Source organism: Microvirga lotononidis (assembly GCF_034627025.1).
Classification (GTDB): domain Bacteria; phylum Pseudomonadota; class Alphaproteobacteria; order Rhizobiales; family Beijerinckiaceae; genus Microvirga; species Microvirga lotononidis.
The window spans coordinates 3296281-3309542 of the sequence record NZ_CP141048.1; the positions used below are offsets into that span (position 1 = coordinate 3296281).

Below are 13262 nucleotides of genomic sequence, written 5' to 3' on the forward strand. Positions count from 1 at the left end.
CGGGCAGGGTGGGGCTGACGCCCCGCTCTAGCATTCTCGGCTGGGCTTCATTTCAGCCGGAACAATCATCCCCCAAAACAAGTTGGCTTGATCGACATCATGAGCGGAGCTCGTTTGAGGTGATCAGCGTTTAAGGTGCCGACTGCAAGGGATGGACAAGTATTAACATCGATCTGTCGAATGTAGATGTTCCGATAACATTAGTTTGATCGGCCGCAATATTGGGAACGGCCACACCTATCGTGCGTTAAACCCCCGAGCACCTCGGTTCACAACGCGATTTTCAATGCAACATCAGGAGAATAATGCAATGCTGAAGAAGCATATGGCAGCTTGTCTCGTCGTGACGGCTTTCGCGGCTGCACCCGCCCTTGCTCAGACCTCGACCTCTCCGTCCGCTCCGACGGATCGTCCGGCTGCGACGGGTTCCGGTACGACCGGCACGGGTTCACCGGCCATGCAGCCGGGTTCGTCCGGCTCGTCCACCATGGGTCAGGCTTCTGGACAGTCTTCGACCACCATGGGCCAGAACAGCGCCGCCGCCGGCCAGTTCATGACTCAGATGCAATCCAGCCAGATCATGGCCTCAGATCTGATCGGAACCCGCGTGGTCAGCGCCAACAATGAATCCATCGGCGACGTCAACGACGTGATCCTGGATCGCAACGGTCGGGTCATGGCCGCGGTCGTCGGCGTCGGCGGCTTTCTCGGCATCGGCGAGAAGAATGTCGCCGTTCCGTTCGACTCGCTCGAGTTCATGAGCGCCCAGCAGGCTCAGGCTCTCGACAGCAGCAAGAACGGCGGCAACAGCGTGAACACCACCGGCTCGACGGCGACCGGCAACACGTCCGCGACCGGCATGGATTCCGCCGGTTCGACCAACACGGCCGCAACCACGTCGTCGAATGACCAGAACGAGCCCGAGCGTGTCGTCCTCCGGATGACGAAGGCCGAGCTTCAGGCCGCTCCGACCTTTGACAAGAAGGGCAACAACAGCGCCAACCGCTCGACCACCGGCAGCACCGGCGCGAGCGGGACGAACGGCACGACGGGCAACACCACGGCTCCGCAGCAGTAAGCGGAACGTCGGTTCCTGCCGAAAACGGCGTCTGGGAAACCCAGGCGCCGTTTTGCTGTGAGCCGGGCCGCGCATGACAAAGGCGCAGTTGAACGAGCGGCACCTCGAAGAGGCCCTTCAGAGAGGCATGGGGCACGCCGGAGCCCGAGCATCGCCGGCGGGTTCGGGTTCCGGAAATTTTTCGCTCCCGAGGCCGCCAGAATCGGCCGGACTTCTTGCCGCATAAGGAACTGGGAATAGGCGCATACGTTGCCGTTTGGAGCGCATGAGCATCGGACCCGAAGCGGATCTGCATCCTCGGGGCTAATCAACGCTCTGTTTTTGTTCGGCGCATCGCTGACCCACAACGCCGGGTTCACACTTCACACCGACATGGCTCGTGCAGCCGACCGGTGTGCCAAGCGGAGGAAACGATCATGACCGCCACGAATGAACTGGATGCGGTGCTCTGTCAGGAAGAGCTGCCGGACGAGTTTTCCCGCCTTGCATCGAGCTCCCCGCCGAGGGATCGCCCCTCGGTGGCCTCCATGCTCAGCGGGATCATACCGATGTATTCGCAGGACGAGGTGACCTGTCCCCTGTTGCTGCGGCGGCATCTGCTGGTTCCCGCTTTGCCTCATGTGGTGCCGACGGCACATGCACAGCGTCTCTGAGGTTCGTCTTGATGGTTGAAGCAATCTCCTCTTCTGCAACTCCCGGACCGGTCGCCTTCCTGCTCCACCCGAGCATGGTGCCAGTGATCGACGTGTTCCGGTCGCTGAGCAGTCTCGAGGATCAATACGATCTGGCTCTTCTCGATGGGCCGGAGCAGAGGCTCGTGGCCTTCACGCGGCCCGAGACGGCCAAGGCCATCGTCTCCGATGCCCTGCTGCTCGCCTTCTCGATGACCCGGCAACGGGGGCGGCCGTTTCAGCATCGTCCTGTCGGCTCCCGGCATGGGAGCATGGACGAGTACTGCCTGCTGACGTTGATCGGCTCGTCGCGCAGCGGCGCGTCGGACGTTGTCCAGGAAGCGGCTGCCTTGCTGGAGGTCGTGTCGCTCGATTTCATGGTATCGCTCGCCGGGGAAATCGTCCGCCAGATGGATCTCGGGGCCCTCGTCTTCGAGCGTCCGAGCCTGCCCGAGTTCAGGGCGATGATGGGCTACGGCCCGTCCGAGGAAGTGATCGTGGAAGCAACGATGGACAAAGCGGAGTTCAACGTCCGAAACTAGTGTCCGGTCCGACCTAATCCCATCCATTGCCTGTGAAATCCTGGTGCGGCCGGCTGTTCAGCCCTTCCTCCTGCTGTCACGATACGCAGCGTCGTTAGCCTCGTTCTAGGAACTCGGAATGATTGCCGCCGGGCGTTCAGCGTGAGCCGCATCGCAGCTTTTGCCCTGATGGCTCTCATTTGGGGGCTGACGTGGCTGCCCATGAAGGTGGCCTCCGAGGTTGTACCCCCGATCTTTCTTGCCGCGATGCGCTTCCTGCTGGCCGGGCCGTGCTTCCTTGCGGTCGCCTTGGCGCAAGGCCTGTCGTTAAGGTCCAACCAGTTCGGTCGCATCGCCGCCGCGTCTCTGCTCATCACCACGGGTTGCTACAGCTTTCTGTTCTGGGGCGTCGCGAGAGCGCCGAGCGGGCTATCGGCCATCGTCAACCTGTCGTTGATGCCGATTTTCCTGGTGATCATCGGCCGGCTCTATGGTCAGGAGCCGATCACGAAGCGCCGCGTCGCCGCGATCGGCCTCGGGGTCCTGGGCCTGGTTCTCCTGTTCTCCGGCCGCACGGGCGCCGCTCAGGATGGCGCGGGGTCCGTTCTGGGACTGGTCGCGGTCGCCATCGGGACCGTTTCCTATGCCTGGGGCTCGGTGATCAGCCGACCGCTGACCCTGTCCATGCCGCCCCTTGTGCTCGCCTTCTGGCAGAGCCTGATCGGAGGGCTCGCTCTCGTGCCTGTTTCCCTGATCATCGAAGGATATGATCCGGCCCATTTCGCGGGGCTTACGGATGGGAGAGCGATCTTCGGCCTGGTCGCCCTGGTGCTGGGAGGATCACTCATCGCCTTCTGGATCTATCTCGGCCTCGTGCGCGACTGGGGTGCGTTCAGGGCGGGACTTTATGCCTTCGTCAGCCCCATCATCGCCGTTGCGGTCGGCGTCGCCTATGCACGCGAGCCCTTCGGCTGGGCTGAGGCTGCCGGCATGGGGATCATGCTAGCCGCGACCGCATTGTCCCTGTCGGAACGCAAACCTATGAATACAAACCCCGTCCGGGTAGGGTCGAAAGACCTCCGAGGAAGAGTTCAAAAGTAAAGGGGCCGGCAAGCGGCCCCTAAACCGATGTTTGTCAGAAATAAATTATTCCTGATTGCCGCGGGTGTTGCCCGAGGCCTGACCGCCCTTGCGGCCGGCTTCCGAGGCGAGTTCCCGATCCTGGGAAAAGGAACGCTTCTCGGCTGGAACGCTCTTGCCGCCTTTGCTTGCGATTTCACGCTGCCGGTCAGAATCCATCGACGCGAAGCCACGCTTCGAGGTCGAACCACCTGCCATTTATGCCTCCTTATCAATGGTGTCCGTGCTTCTTCAACCGCAAGGGGATTCGATGGTTCCGGTTCGTCCGGGCCAACCTTTGCAAAAATTTTCAGAAAATATTCAGCTGTCATGAATTGTTAGGCTTAGACTTGGCAATTTTCGCGAACTAAACGTGGCAACAACTTGTCCGTGGGAATAAGAACCCGGGAGGTACTTGCCTCGATACCCGCCGTAGGCGTGTGTTCTATTTACGAATATCTCGCCCGCGGAGGTATGTAGTTGATCCTCGGTCCAAACCGTCGATGACTTCGTCCGGCGTATCGCGCGGAAAAGCGGACCCGGTTTCGCGAGAGATGATTATCCTTGCCGGCCGCGATAAAAGGCTTGTCCCAGGCGCTCCGCGATGGGTGCCTTGTAAGATCGATGCTCAGAAAGAGAGGGCGGGATGACCTACGACGACAACAACGTGTTCGCGAAGATCCTGCGCGGGGAACTCCCGTGCCACAAGGTCTATGAGACGGACCGCGTCCTGGCCTTCATGGATGTGATGCCGCGCGGGGACGGGCATGTCCTGGTGATCCCGAAGGCCAAGGCGCGCAACATCCTCGACGTGAACCCGGACGATCTGGCGGAACTCGCCAAGGCAGTCCAGATCGTCGGAAAGGCCGCCAAGACGGCGTTGTCGGCCGATGGATTGACGATCCAGCAATTCAACGAGGGCGCCGGCGGGCAGGTGGTCTTCCACATCCACTTCCACGTGCTTCCCCGCTTCGAAGGCGTGGCCCTGAAGCCCCATTCGGGTCAGATGGAAAAGCCCGAGATCCTGGCGGATTTCGCCGCGAAGATCCGGGCGGCGCTGCCGGCCGCATGAGAGGGCAGGGATCGCGAACTTGCCGCCCCGCGTTGTCACCGGCCTCGCGCCGGTGATCCCGCTTCGAAAGGCGCGGCGCTTCACAAATCGAGAGGGCCGGGACTGATCCCCGGATCAAGTCCGGGGACGGCCAGGACGTAAAGGGGACGTGGGGCGGGGCCAGCCCAGGCGTCACTCCGCCCAGTCGAGAGAGCGGGCGATGGCCTTGTCCCAGACGGCGTTCAGCTGCTCGCGGCGGGACGGAGCCATGTCCGGCTTCCAGCGCTTGTCGACGGCCCAGTTCTGCACCAGCTCGTCCGTCCCGCTCCAGAAGCCCGTGGCCAGCCCGGCCGCATAGGCGGCGCCGAGAGCGGTCGTCTCGATGACCTTCGGGCGCACAACGGGCACGTTCAGGATATCGGCCTGGAACTGCATCAGGAGCTCGTTCACGACCATGCCGCCGTCGGTGCGCAGCTCCTTGACGGCGATGCCGGTATCCTTGGTCATGGCGTCAAGGACCTCGCGGGTCTGGAAGGCTGTAGCTTCCAATGCCGCACGGGCGATGTGGCCCTTGTTGGCGAAGCGCGTCAGGCCGCCGATCAGGCCGCGGGCATGCGAGTTCCAATGCGGCGCGTACAGGCCCGAGAAAGCGGGCACGATGGTGACGCCGCCATTGTCTTCGACCCCGCGGGCCAGCGTTTCGATTTCCGTGCTGGTCCGGATCAATCCCAGATTGTCGCGCAGCCATTGCACGAGGGCACCGGCGATCGCGATGGAGCCTTCCAGGGCGTAGACGGTCTTGCCCTGGCCGAAGCGGTAGCCGACGGTGGTAAGCAGGCCGCATTTCGAAGGGTAGGGGGTCTCGCCGGTGTTCATGAGCATGAAGCAGCCGGTGCCGTAAGTGTTCTTGGCCTCGCCCTGCTGGAAGCAGGCCTGCCCCACGAGGGCCGCCTGCTGATCGCCGAGAATGCCCGCGATGGGAACGCCCGCGAGGCTGTCGGTCGCCTTGCCGTAGACCTCGCTCGAGGAGCGGATCTGAGGCAGGCAGGCCTTCGGAATGTCGAAGAGGCTCAGGATCTCCTCGTCCCATTCGAGGCTCTTGAGATTCATGAGCTGGGTCCGGCTGGCATTGGTCACATCGGTGATGTGGCAGCCGCCATTGACGCCGCCCGTCAGGTTCCAGACCAGCCAGGTGTCAATATTGCCGAACTGCACGTCGCCGGCGGCGGCCTTCTCCCGCGCGCCCGGCACGTTGTCGAGGAGCCAGCGCAGCTTGAGGCCGGAGAAATAGCTCGCCAGCGGGAGGCCGGTCTTGTCGCGCAGACGGTCGTGGCCGCCGTCCTGGGCGAATTCCTCGACGATGGAATCGACGCGGGTGTCCTGCCAGACGAGGGCGTTGTGGAGGGGCTTGCCGGTGCGGCGATCCCAGATCAGCGTCGTCTCCCGCTGGTTGGTGATGCCAATGGCCGCGAGGTCCTGGGGCTTCAGGCCCTTCTTCTCCAGCGCCTCGCGGATCACCTCCTGGGTGTTCCGCCAGATCTCCAGCGGATCGTGCTCCACGTGGCCGGCTGCGGGATAGATCTGCTCGTGCTCCTTCTGACTGAGCGAGACGATCGCTCCGGCCTTGTCGAACACGATGAACCGCGAACTGGTCGTGCCCTGGTCGATGGCGCCGACGTACTGAGCCATGTCCTTCCCCAATGTCATTGCGCTGCGACGGGCGCGGCGTCCTTCTTGGCCAAGTAGGCATCGATCTTGGCCGGAGCGTCAACCGGCACATGCAGTCCGAGCTTCGAGCGCCGCCAGAGGATGTCCTCGGCCGTGCGCGCCCATTCGCGGCGCACGAGATAGTCGACTTCCGCGCCCGTCAGGCCGGCGCCGAAATCCTCGCCGAGATCGGCCATGGACTTCGCCGAGCCGAGGAGCTCTTCCATCCGCGTGCCGTAGGCGCGGGCCAGGCGATGGGCGAGGTGCTCGGGCAGGAAGGGCCAGCGCTGACGAACGGTGGCGAAGAAGCGATCGAAATCCGCGTCCGGCATGTCGCCGCCCGGCATCTTGGCGTCTTCCGTCCAGGCGGGCTTCATGGCGGGGAAGAAGGGCTTCAGCTCCTCGAGGGCATGTTCGGCGAGCTTGCGGAAGGTGGTGATCTTGCCGCCGAAGATCGACAGGACCGGCGCACCGCCCTGCGGTGCGTCGAGATCGAACACGTAGTCGCGCGTGACGGCGGAGGCGTTGCTCGAACCGTCGTCGAAGAGCGGGCGCACGCCCGAATAGGTCCAGACCACGTCGGCGGGGGTAACCTGCTTCTTGAAGAAGTGGTTCACGACGTTGCAGAGATACTGGATCTCGTCCGAGCTGATCTCGACCTTCTTGTCGGGCACCGACTCGACCGGAATGTCCGTGGTGCCGATCAGGGTGAACTTCTCCTGATAGGGGATCGCGAAGACGATGCGCTTGTCCGTGTTCTGGAGAATGAAGGCTTCCTTGGTGTCGAAGAGCTTCGGCACCACGATGTGGCTGCCCTTCACCAGGCGCACGTTCTTGGTGGTGTTGAGTCCGAGCTTGGCGTTGAGCACGTCGGCGACGAACGGACCGCCCGCGTTGACGATGACCTTCGCCCGAACCTCCTGGGTCTCGCCCGTCGTCACGTTCTGGAGGGTTGCCACCCAGGTGCCGCCATCCCGGCGGGCGGAGACGAGCTTGGTGCGGACGCGGATGTCGGCGCCCTTCTCGAAGGCATCGATGGCATTGAGGGCCACCATGCGGCTGTCCTCGACCCAGCAGTCGGAATAGACGAAGGCCGTGTCGAAGCCGGGCTTCAGGGCCTGGCCGGCGGGGTGGCGCGTGAGCTTGATCCCCTCCGTCCCCGGCAGTTTCTTGCGCGGCGCGAGGTGATCGTAGAGGAACAGGCCCAGACGCACGAACCATGCCGGGCGGATGCCCTTCTCGTGGGGAAGGATGAAGCGCAGGGGCCAGATGATGTGGGGAGCGGAGTTGAGCAGGCGCTCGCGTTCGAAGAGCGCCTCGCGCACCAGCCGGAACTCGTAATATTCCAGGTAACGCAGGCCGCCATGGATCAGCTTCGTCGAGGCCGAGGAGGTGTAGCCGGCCAGATCGCCCTGTTCGCAGAGCACGACCGAGAGGCCCCGGCCCACCGCATCGCGCGCGATGCCCGCGCCGTTGATGCCGCCGCCTACAATCAGAAGATCAGTCACTGTCGTCACGAAACTCGTCTTTCTTCAAAACCAAGCCATTCTGCAGCTCAGCAAATGAGTTCTTTAGCCGTCTAAGGCAAGTGAATTTTCGGGCCGTTCATGAGCCTTTTGAAACACCAGCACAAGGACGAAGAAACCGAGCGCGAGAAGCGACATGCCTAAGCACAGAGCGATGACGGCCGTATAACCGCCCCACCAAGCCCACAGCGTTCCGAAAATGAACGGGGCCGCTGCCGTTGTGAGGCGGACCGGCATGGCGATCATTCCCTGGACCGTACCATAACTCTCGCGGCCGAACAGCTCGGACGGGAGCAGGGCGCGGACGATGGTCATCATTCCGTTGGAGGCTCCGAAGAGCACGGCGAAGGTCACGACCAGCCAGAACCCTGACGGCGTGAAGGGCAGGATGGCGAAGGCGAGCGCTCCCAGGGTCAGCACGATGATGCCGAGGCCCTTCATCCCGAAGGCGCGCTCTCCGAACGCCATGGCGAACCGGCCCACCACCTGGGCCGGCCCGATGAGCGAGAAGGCGACGACGGCCACCTCCAGGGTGAAGCCCTTTTCGACGAGAAGCGGGATCAGGTGGATCGGGAGGCCCGCGGCAATCACCCCCTGCAGAACGGAGGAGGCGACGAAGCACCAGAAGGAGGCCCGCCGGAGAACCCACCGGGCATTGGCAGGAGGAGGGTGGCCGGGTCCGGCATCGGAATGGCGCGGCGTTCTTGGTGGCGCGCTCGGGATCGTGATCGCGTGCAGGGCCGCACAGACGAAGATGTTGAAGCCGGCAAGGACCAGGAGGGCGCTCCGCCAGCCCAGATGCTCGATCAGCACGTGGGTGAGCGGGATGAAGACCGTGCTGGCGAAACCGCCCACCAGGGTCATGAAGGTGATCCCCCGCCGGGCCATGAAGCCGAGCCTGCGGGTCAGGACGGCGAAGCCGGGTTCGTAGAACACCGTGCTCATGGTGATCCCCATGGCGAGCCAGATCAGCACGAAGGCGGCGTAGCTCCCGACATAGGACCAGAACACCAGGAGGAGCCCGGCCAGAAGGGAGCCGCCCGTCATCACTGCGCGGCCATAGCCGAGGTCGATGAGCCGGCCCACCGGCACGGCGCAGAAGGCCGAGGTTCCTAACGCGAGGGAATAGGCGGCCATCATTTCCGACTTGCCCCAGCCGAGCTCCCGGCCCATCGGATCGACGAACAGCGCGAAGGCATAGAAGATCGTGCCGTAGGAGATCAGCACGTTCAGCGAGAGAGCGGAAACGAAGGCCCAGGGCATGCGGGCGGGGGCGGACATGGGTCTATTCTTATGCCTGTCGAGGTGGATATGTCAGCCTTAAAGCGTCGGATCCAAAAGCGGAGCAGGACTTTTGGATCAGTACGATGTCTTTTCTCTTAGCCGGCGCATCGTTGGGCGCTTCCGTTGCGTCAGGGTTGACGGATTGGGTGTAAACCTCCATATGCACGTCAGGCGACGGCGTCCGGCAATCGGAACGCTTGAGCGGGACTGCGTGACGGATATTCGCGAAACGGCGAAAACCCCGGTCCCCTTCTTCAATCGCTCAACCATACGACGGCCCCATCACGCGGGCTCTCGCCTCAAGAGCCCTGAAGCGCCTTTGCTTTAAGCCGAACCTGCTTTGCGGCTCACCGCATCCGTTCGAAAGATCTTACGACTTTGACACTCTTCACCGATTTCGGATTGGCCCAGCCGATCCTGAAGGCCCTGTCTGCCGAAGGCTATGAGAAGCCCACGCCGATCCAGGCCCAGACCATTCCCTATGCCATGGAAGGCCGCGACGTCTGCGGCATCGCCCAGACCGGCACCGGCAAGACGGCCGCCTTCGCGCTGCCGATCCTGCATCGCCTGAACGCGAACCCGAAGCCGCGCAAGCCGAAGAGCCCGCGCGTCCTCGTTCTCAGCCCGACCCGCGAGCTGTCCGGCCAGATCGCCGACAGCTTCAAGGCCTATGGCCGCAACCTGCGCCTTTCCACCGAGGTGGTGTTCGGCGGCGTCACCATCTCCCGCCAGGAGAAGGCGCTGGCTCAGGGCGTCGACGTGCTCGTCGCGACGCCCGGCCGCCTGATCGACCTCGTGGACCGCCGGGCCCTGTCCCTGCGTGACATCGAGATCCTCGTCCTCGACGAGGCCGACCAGATGCTCGACCTCGGCTTCATCCATGCGCTGAAGCGCATCGTGACCCTGCTGCCGAAGGACCGCCAGAGCCTGTTCTTCTCGGCCACCATGCCGAAGACGATCTCGACGCTGGCCGATTCGTTCCTGCGCGATCCCGCCCATGTGGCCGTCACCCCGGTGGCGACGACCGCCGAGCGCGTCGAGCAGAGCGTGATCTTCGTACAGACCAACCGCAAGCAGGTCCTGCTTGAGACGCTCCTGCGCGATCCGTCCATCGACCGCGTCCTCGTCTTCACCCGTACCAAGCACGGCGCGGACAAGGTGGTGCGCGGCCTCGACAAGGCCGGCATCGCGGGTGCGGCCATTCACGGCAACAAGTCCCAGCCGCAGCGCGAACGCGCGCTGGCGGGCTTCCGTGACGGCTCCTGCCGCGTGCTCGTGGCGACGGATATCGCCGCGCGCGGCATCGACGTCGAGGGCGTGACGCACGTCATCAATTACGACCTGCCGAACGTGCCGGAATCCTACGTCCACCGCATCGGCCGCACGGCTCGCGCCGGGGCGACCGGCCTTGCGATCTCGTTCTGCAACGACGAGGAAAAGGCGTACCTGAAGGATATCGAGAAGCTGACCCGCCTCAAGGTTCCGGTCATGCCTCTCCCCGAGGGCCTTCCCGCCGCTCCTGCAGCTTCCGAGACTTCGGAGCGCCGCGAGCCGCAGCGCGGTCGTCCGGCTCCCCATGCCCGCGGGCATCAGGGGCACGGCCAGCCGCGCAGCGCCGATCCGAACGCCGAGCGCGGACCCAAGCGCCGTCGCGGTCGCGGCGGCAAGCCGGGCGGCAACGCCCAGCCGCAGGGCGGCCAGCCGGCCTCCGGGAACCAGCAGCGGCCCGCACCGGCCCCGCGCCCGGCCCAGGGGCAGCGTCCCGCGCAGCAGGCACAGCGTGCCCCGCAGGGCCAGCGCCCCGCCGCTCAAGGCAAGCCCGCATCCGCCCGTCAGGACGGACGCCGGGACGGGGCCCAGGTGGCCTGGCTCGAAAAGAGCCCGCGCCGCCGGTAAGGCACAACGATCGGAAAAGGCGCCTTCGGGCGCCTTTTTTATTGGGAGCTTCAACCCATTCCCTCTCCACAAGGGGGAGGAGAGCTCCCGCGCCAGTCTCGCTACCGAGCAGCATACTATGGCATAGCAACTGCTCCTTCTCCCAACCTCCCAGGAGACATCGCCCGATGGCCAAACGCGCCGGAAGCGCCGATCTGCCGCTCCATAGCGGCCATGTGCCGAAATGGCTGGCCGACCGGATGACGCGTCTCGGCGGCGTGGTGAGCGAGGCCATCGTGCATCATTACGGGCGCGATGAGCTGCTGCGCCGGCTGGCCCATCCGTTCTGGTTCCAGTCGTTCGGGGCCGTGATGGGGATGGACTGGCATTCCTCCGGCATCACCACCAGCGTCATCGGGGCCCTGAAGCGCGGGCTGACGCCCCTGTCGAAGGAGCTCGGGATCCATGTCTGCGGCGGGCGGGGAAAGCACTCGCGGCAGACGCCCCATGAGCTGATCGCCATCGGCGAACGGGTCGGCTTCAACGGTTCGGCCCTGGCCGATGCCAGCCGTCTGGTGGCGAAGGTCGACAGCGCGGCGATCCAGGACGGTTTCGACCTGTATCTCCACGGCTTCATCGTCACGGATGACGGCAAGTGGGCGGTGGTCCAGCAGGGGATGAACGACGTGAGCCGGCAGGCCCGCCGCTATCACTGGCTGTCGGAGGATCTGGAGAGCTTCGTCGACGAGCCGCACACGGCCATCGACGGAAAAGGGCAGGGCACCATCGTCAACCTCACCGACCGGCGTGCGGAAGCCTCCCGGAAAGCCCAGATCGCGATTCTGGATACCCTGGGACCGGACAACATCGCCCGCAAGTTCCTGGCGCTGGAAGAGCGTGAGGCGGATCCTGCTCCTAAGGCCGATCCGCAGCCCCTGCTGCCGCACCTCGTGATGCCGGAGCATCACGACGTTCGCGCCAAGGACGTGGTGCTGCGGCGGCTGCACGGGACCCTCGCGGCCGCTGCCGACCGGGGACCGGCTGATTTCCCGGACCTGCTCATGACCCCCGGGGTCGGCCCGCGAACCGTGCAGGCGCTCGCCATGGTGGCGGAGGTCGTCCACGGCACGCCCTGCCGCTTCAGCGACCCGGCCCGTTTCTCCTTCGCCCATGGCGGCAAGGACCGACATCCCTATCCGGTGCCGGTGCGGGTCTACGACGAAACCATTCGCGTGCTGAAATCGGCCGTCCAGAAGGCGAAGCTCGGGCAGCAGGAGGAACTCTTCGCGCTCAAGCGCCTGGACGATCAGGCCCGCGCGCTCGAACGCCGCGCCACGGGTCCGACAGTGGAGGAGCACATCGGGCAGGAACGCGCCAGATCGCATTCCTACGGCGGCCGCTCCGTCTTCGGAGAGGAGCCGCCGCCGGACGATACGGTTTAGCGCTGGGCCTTTTGCAGAAGGCTCTTGTCCAGCATCACGTGGACGCCCTTGTTGCCGTTGACCACCTGCGTGATGCGCAGGTCGGCCGCGAGGCTGCACAGGGCATAGGCCTCCGCCTTGGTGATGCCGGTGCGGGCGACGATCAGGTCGATCATGTCGCGCAGCGCGATGACGACGCAATCGTCGAGATCCGGATCGAACGCCATGGTCATCACGTGCGTCGGCGTCTCGGCCATGGGCCAGGTGAGGCTCATGTCCTCGCGCAGGTGCAGCTCGAAGGTGCCGATCAGGCCGGTCTCGATGGCCGTGACGCAGACCTCGCCGTCGCCCTGGACGCCGTGCCCGTCGCCGACGGAGAAAAGGGCGCCGTCATGATGGATCGGAAGGTAGAGGGTCGTGCCGGCCACGAGTTCCTTGTTGTCGAGATTGCCGCCGTTGCGGCGCGGCGGCAGGGTGCTGAGTGCCCCCCAGGCGGCAGGTGGCGCCACCGCCATCACGCCGAAGAACGGCCGCAGGGGCAGTTCCAGGCCCCATGGCAGCCGGCCGGTCATCCGCTCCCGGTCGAGCGGGATGGTCATGGAGTGGACCTCGTCGAAATCGTCCGGCAGGGCGCCTTTCTGCGGGGCCGAGTAGGTGAAGCCCCAATCGTAATGCAGCGCGATATCCTGGATGCGGACCTCGAGGACCTGACCGGCCTTGGCACCCCGGACGGCGACCGGGCCGGTGCAGATGTGGCCCGGCAGCTTCGGCTTGTGCGCCGCGTGAATGTCCGTCAGCGCCTGCGGAACCACGAAGGGCTCCTTCGGCATCGCCTCGGGACCGCCCGACACGGTCGAGATCGTGACCGTGTCGCCGGAATCGACCGTCAGCAGCGGCTTCAGAGCCGCGTCGAAATAGCCCCAGTGAATGGTCTCCGGGGAAGCATCAATCCGGTAATCGGCCACGAAACACCTCTGCCATCGCTTTCAATGCAGGATGTCTCGCATTC

The 13262-nt window shown here is 64.6% G+C and carries 12 protein-coding genes; 7 read left to right on the plus strand and 5 right to left on the minus strand.

Annotation, left to right across the window (positions count from 1 at the left end; genetic code table 11):
- The first annotated feature begins 310 nt into the window (after nucleotides 1-310).
- From U0023_RS15615 to U0023_RS15630, 4 genes are all read left to right on the plus strand, one after another.
- Entirely contained in the window at nucleotides 311-1078 is a 768-nt protein-coding gene (locus tag U0023_RS15615; protein ID WP_009494031.1) for a PRC-barrel domain-containing protein, read from the plus strand.
- A 416-nt stretch (nucleotides 1079-1494) separates the two neighbouring features.
- Nucleotides 1495-1731, plus strand: coding sequence for a hypothetical protein (locus tag U0023_RS15620; RefSeq protein ID WP_009494030.1), 237 nt, complete (start codon nucleotides 1495-1497; stop codon nucleotides 1729-1731).
- Nucleotides 1732-1742: 11 nt separating this feature from the next.
- The gene (locus U0023_RS15625; RefSeq protein WP_009494029.1) at nucleotides 1743-2291 is read left to right on the plus strand and encodes a hypothetical protein; all 549 of its coding nucleotides are present in this window, start codon (nucleotides 1743-1745) and stop codon (nucleotides 2289-2291) included.
- 141 nt (nucleotides 2292-2432) lie between these two features.
- On the plus strand, nucleotides 2433-3371 hold the full coding sequence (locus U0023_RS15630; protein WP_245273108.1) for a DMT family transporter: 939 nt from the start codon (nucleotides 2433-2435) through the stop codon (nucleotides 3369-3371).
- A 45-nt stretch (nucleotides 3372-3416) separates the two neighbouring features.
- On the opposite strand, the gene U0023_RS15635 is transcribed toward U0023_RS15630, so the two are convergent.
- Nucleotides 3417-3608, minus strand: coding sequence for a con-10 family general stress protein (locus U0023_RS15635; RefSeq protein ID WP_009494027.1), 192 nt, complete (start codon nucleotides 3606-3608; stop codon nucleotides 3417-3419).
- A gap of 427 nt (nucleotides 3609-4035) precedes the next feature.
- Here U0023_RS15635 and U0023_RS15640 point away from each other — a divergent pair, with 427 nt between their 5' ends.
- A complete protein-coding gene (locus tag U0023_RS15640) occupies nucleotides 4036-4461 on the plus strand; it encodes an HIT family protein (protein WP_009494026.1) in 426 nt (141 codons plus the stop codon).
- A gap of 171 nt (nucleotides 4462-4632) precedes the next feature.
- Here U0023_RS15640 and glpK read toward each other — a convergent pair whose 3' ends face one another.
- Genes glpK through U0023_RS15655 form a run of 3 tightly spaced genes read right to left on the minus strand, consistent with a single transcriptional unit; the run spans nucleotide 4633 to nucleotide 8954 of the window.
- Nucleotides 4633-6129 carry a glycerol kinase GlpK gene (glpK, locus tag U0023_RS15645; RefSeq protein ID WP_040639605.1) on the minus strand — a complete coding sequence of 499 codons (1497 nt, stop codon included), beginning with the start codon at nucleotides 6127-6129 and terminating at the stop codon, nucleotides 4633-4635.
- A gap of 14 nt (nucleotides 6130-6143) precedes the next feature.
- A complete protein-coding gene (locus tag U0023_RS15650) occupies nucleotides 6144-7664 on the minus strand; it encodes a glycerol-3-phosphate dehydrogenase (RefSeq protein ID WP_009494024.1) in 1521 nt (506 codons plus the stop codon).
- Nucleotides 7665-7718: 54 nt separating this feature from the next.
- Entirely contained in the window at nucleotides 7719-8954 is a 1236-nt protein-coding gene (locus U0023_RS15655; RefSeq protein WP_009494023.1) for an MFS transporter, read from the minus strand.
- Between the two features lie 381 nt (nucleotides 8955-9335).
- Between U0023_RS15655 and U0023_RS15660 the strand changes: the two genes are divergently transcribed.
- Both U0023_RS15660 and U0023_RS15665 read left to right on the plus strand, forming a co-directional pair.
- Nucleotides 9336-10853, plus strand: coding sequence for a DEAD/DEAH box helicase (locus U0023_RS15660; RefSeq protein ID WP_009494022.1), 1518 nt, complete (start codon nucleotides 9336-9338; stop codon nucleotides 10851-10853).
- A 167-nt stretch (nucleotides 10854-11020) separates the two neighbouring features.
- Complete coding sequence (locus tag U0023_RS15665) at nucleotides 11021-12274, plus strand: DUF763 domain-containing protein (RefSeq protein ID WP_009494021.1); 1254 nt, start codon at nucleotides 11021-11023, stop codon at nucleotides 12272-12274.
- Here the strand turns inward: U0023_RS15665 and U0023_RS15670 are convergent.
- Nucleotides 12271-13218, minus strand: a complete 948-nt coding sequence (locus U0023_RS15670) for an acetamidase/formamidase family protein (protein WP_009494020.1) — start codon at nucleotides 13216-13218, stop codon at nucleotides 12271-12273. The two genes, U0023_RS15665 and U0023_RS15670, sit on opposite strands and share 4 nt — an antisense overlap.
- Between the last annotated feature and the right edge of the window lie 44 nt (nucleotides 13219-13262).

Coding starts and splice junctions, on each gene's coding strand:
- U0023_RS15615 (WP_009494031.1), top strand. CDS start 311: ATGCTGAAGAAGCATATGGCAGCTTGTCTCGTCGTGACGGCTTTCGCG.
- U0023_RS15620 (WP_009494030.1), top strand. CDS start 1,495: ATGACCGCCACGAATGAACTGGATGCGGTGCTCTGTCAGGAAGAGCTG.
- U0023_RS15625 (WP_009494029.1), top strand. CDS start 1,743: ATGGTTGAAGCAATCTCCTCTTCTGCAACTCCCGGACCGGTCGCCTTC.
- U0023_RS15635 (WP_009494027.1), bottom strand. CDS start 3,608: ATGGCAGGTGGTTCGACCTCGAAGCGTGGCTTCGCGTCGATGGATTCT.
- U0023_RS15640 (WP_009494026.1), top strand. CDS start 4,036: ATGACCTACGACGACAACAACGTGTTCGCGAAGATCCTGCGCGGGGAA.
- glpK (WP_040639605.1), bottom strand. CDS start 6,129: ATGGCTCAGTACGTCGGCGCCATCGACCAGGGCACGACCAGTTCGCGG.
- U0023_RS15655 (WP_009494023.1), bottom strand. CDS start 8,954: ATGTCCGCCCCCGCCCGCATGCCCTGGGCCTTCGTTTCCGCTCTCTCG.
- U0023_RS15665 (WP_009494021.1), top strand. CDS start 11,021: ATGGCCAAACGCGCCGGAAGCGCCGATCTGCCGCTCCATAGCGGCCAT.